Annotated in this window: 1 protein-coding gene; it reads right to left on the bottom strand. The window is 76.4% G+C overall.

All coding sequences use genetic code 11. The annotated features are described in order from the left end of the window. On the bottom strand, window positions 1-555 hold a 555-nt coding region (locus ACFQ36_RS23320; protein WP_377018017.1), incomplete at both ends, for a molybdopterin-binding protein.

Raw genomic sequence — 555 nt, 5'->3', positions numbered from 1 at the left:
GGGGCGCCCAGGGTCAGCAGGGCCATGATGGCGGCCAGCGGGTTCCCGGGCAGCCCCACCAGCGGCCGTCCGTCCGGCAGCCGGGCCAGCAGCGCCGGGTGCCCCGGACGCATCCGGATGGACTGGACCAGGATCCGGGCCCCGAGCTCGGCCAGCACCGGACGCAGGTGATCCGCCTGCGAGTGGCCGGTCCCGCCCGTGGTGACGACGACGTCGGCACCGCAGCCGCGCACCGCCGCCAGCATGGTGCCGAAATCGTCCGGCAGCCGGACGGTCCGGGAGGCGACGCCGCCGAGCCGGCGGATGATAGCCGGCAGCGCGGGTCCGAAGGTATCGCGGACCTTGCCCGGCGCCGGGATGCCGGCGGTAACCACCTCGTCGCCGGTGAGCAGCAGGGCAACCTCGGGCCGGCGGAGCACCGGCAGCTCGTCGTGGCCGCAGACCGCGGCGATGGCCAGGTGCGCAGGGTTGAGCACGGTGCCGGCAGCGATCACGGTTTCCCCGGCGCGGGTCTCCTCGCCGGCGGGGCGGATATGCCGGCCGGCCGGCGGCTCC

Source organism: Arthrobacter sp. GCM10027362, from assembly GCF_042679445.1.
Classification (GTDB): domain Bacteria; phylum Actinomycetota; class Actinomycetes; order Actinomycetales; family Micrococcaceae; genus Crystallibacter.
The sequence above is the reverse complement of the archived record's forward strand: the minus strand, read 5'-3'. Positions and strand labels throughout refer to the sequence as shown.